The following is a 2951-nucleotide window of genomic DNA, read 5'->3' on the forward strand; positions in this document are numbered from 1 at the left end:
GGTCTCTCGGACCAAAACGCCTCTGGCGTTGTAAGGTTAAGCCTCACGGGTCATTAGTACCGGTTAGCTCAACGCATCGCTGCGCTTACACACCCGGCCTATCAACGTCGTCGTCTTCAACGTCCCTTCAGGACCCTCAAGGGGTCAGGGAGAACTCATCTCGGGGCAAGTTTCGTGCTTAGATGCTTTCAGCACTTATCTCTTCCGCACTTAGCTACCGGGCAGTGCCATTGGCATGACAACCCGAACACCAGCGGTGCGTTCACTCCGGTCCTCTCGTACTAGGAGCAACCCCCCTCAATTCTCCAGCGCCCACGGCAGATAGGGACCGAACTGTCTCACGACGTTCTAAACCCAGCTCGCGTACCACTTTAAACGGCGAACAGCCGTACCCTTGGGACCTACTTCAGCCCCAGGATGTGATGAGCCGACATCGAGGTGCCAAACACCGCCGTCGATATGAACTCTTGGGCGGTATCAGCCTGTTATCCCCGGAGTACCTTTTATCCGTTGAGCGATGGCCCTTCCATTCAGAACCACCGGATCACTATGACCTGCTTTCGCACCTGCTCGAGCCGTCACTCTCGCAGTCAAGCTGGCTTATGCCATTGCACTAACCTCCTGATGTCCGACCAGGATTAGCCAACCTTCGTGCTCCTCCGTTACGCTTTGGGAGGAGACCGCCCCAGTCAAACTACCCACCAGACACTGTCCGCAGCCCGGATTACGGGCCTACGTTAGAACATCAAACATTAAAGGGTGGTATTTCAAGGTTGGCTCCACGCAGACTGGCGTCCACGCTTCAAAGCCTCCCACCTATCCTACACATCAAGGCTCAATGTTCAGTGTCAAGCTATAGTAAAGGTTCACGGGGTCTTTCCGTCTTGCCGCGGGTACACTGCATCTTCACAGCGATTTCAATTTCACTGAGTCTCGGGTGGAGACAGCCTGGCCATCATTACGCCATTCGTGCAGGTCGGAACTTACCCGACAAGGAATTTCGCTACCTTAGGACCGTTATAGTTACGGCCGCCGTTTACCGGGGCTTCGATCAAGAGCTTCTCCTTGCGGATAACCCCATCAATTAACCTTCCGGCACCGGGCAGGCGTCACACCGTATACGTCCACTTTCGTGTTTGCACAGTGCTGTGTTTTTAATAAACAGTTGCAGCCAGCTGGTATCTTCGACTGGCCTCGGCTCCGGGAGCAAGTCCCTTCACCTACGCGCCAGCGTGCCTTCTCCCGAAGTTACGGCACCATTTTGCCTAGTTCCTTCACCCGAGTTCTCTCAAGCGCCTTGGTATTCTCTACCTGACCACCTGTGTCGGTTTGGGGTACGATTTCGTGTTACCTGGAGCTTAGAGGCTTTTCCTGGAAGCAGGGCATCAGTTACTTCACCGCCGTAGCGGCTCGTCGTCACGCCTCAGTGTTAAAGAAGACCGGATTTGCCTGGTCTTCACACCTGCACGCTTAAACCGGGACAACCGTCGCCCGGATAACCTAGCCTTCTCCGTCCCCCCTTCGCAGTAACACCAAGTACAGGAATATTAACCTGTTTCCCATCGACTACGCTTTTCAGCCTCGCCTTAGGGGTCGACTCACCCTGCCCCGATTAACGTTGGACAGGAACCCTTGGTCTTCCGGCGAGCGGGCTTTTCACCCGCTTTATCGTTACTTATGTCAGCATTCGCACTTCTGATACCTCCAGCATGCCTCACAGCACACCTTCAGCGGCTTACAGAACGCTCCCCTACCCAACAACACATAGTGTCGCTGCCGCAGCTTCGGTGCATGGTTTAGCCCCGTTACATCTTCCGCGCAGGCCGACTCGACCAGTGAGCTATTACGCTTTCTTTAAATGATGGCTGCTTCTAAGCCAACATCCTGGCTGTCTGTGCCTTCCCACATCGTTTCCCACTTAACCATGACTTTGGGACCTTAGCTGGCGGTCTGGGTTGTTTCCCTCTTCACGACGGACGTTAGCACCCGCCGTGTGTCTCCCGTGATAACATTCTCCGGTATTCGCAGTTTGCATCGGGTTGGTAAGCCGGGATGGCCCCCTAGCCGAAACAGTGCTCTACCCCCGGAGATGAGTTCACGAGGCGCTACCTAAATAGCTTTCGGGGAGAACCAGCTATCTCCCGGTTTGATTGGCCTTTCACCCCCAGCCACAAGTCATCCGCTAATTTTTCAACATTAGTCGGTTCGGTCCTCCAGTTAGTGTTACCCAACCTTCAACCTGCCCATGGCTAGATCACCGGGTTTCGGGTCTATACCCTGCAACTTAACGCCCAATTAAGACTCGGTTTCCCTTCGGCTCCCCTATACGGTTAACCTTGCTACAGAATATAAGTCGCTGACCCATTATACAAAAGGTACGCAGTCACCTAACAAGTAGGCTCCCACTGCTTGTACGTACACGGTTTCAGGTTCTGTTTCACTCCCCTCGCCGGGGTTCTTTTCGCCTTTCCCTCACGGTACTGGTTCACTATCGGTCAGTCAGGAGTATTTAGCCTTGGAGGATGGTCCCCCCATGTTCAGACAGGATACCACGTGTCCCGCCCTACTCGTCGGACTCACAGCTCATGCATCTTCGTGTACGGGGCTGTCACCCGGTATCGCGCGACTTTCCAGACGCTTCCACTGATGCACAAGCTGATTCAGGTCCTGGGCTGCTCCCCGTTCGCTCGCCGCTACTGGGGGAATCTCGGTTGATTTCTTTTCCTCGGGGTACTTAGATGTTTCAGTTCCCCCGGTTCGCCTCGTTAACCTATGTATTCAGTTAACGATAGTGTGTCGAAACACACTGGGTTTCCCCATTCGGACATCGACGGCTGTAGCGGTTCATATCACCTTACCGTCGCTTTTCGCAGATTAGCACGTCCTTCATCGCCTCTGACTGCCAGGGCATCCACCGTGTACGCTTAGTCGCTTAACCTCACAACCCACAG

Annotated in this window: 1 rRNA gene; it reads right to left on the bottom strand. The window is 54.3% G+C overall.

Going from position 1 to position 2951, the window contains the following annotated elements:
* Positions 1-32 precede the first annotated feature (32 nt).
* Positions 33-2938: ribosomal RNA gene (locus tag F3J36_RS23940) — 23S ribosomal RNA — on the bottom strand.
* Positions 2939-2951 lie beyond the last annotated feature (13 nt).

The sequence above is a fragment of the Pantoea sp. Cy-640 genome (assembly GCF_011752635.1).
GTDB lineage: Bacteria > Pseudomonadota > Gammaproteobacteria > Enterobacterales > Enterobacteriaceae > Pantoea > Pantoea dispersa.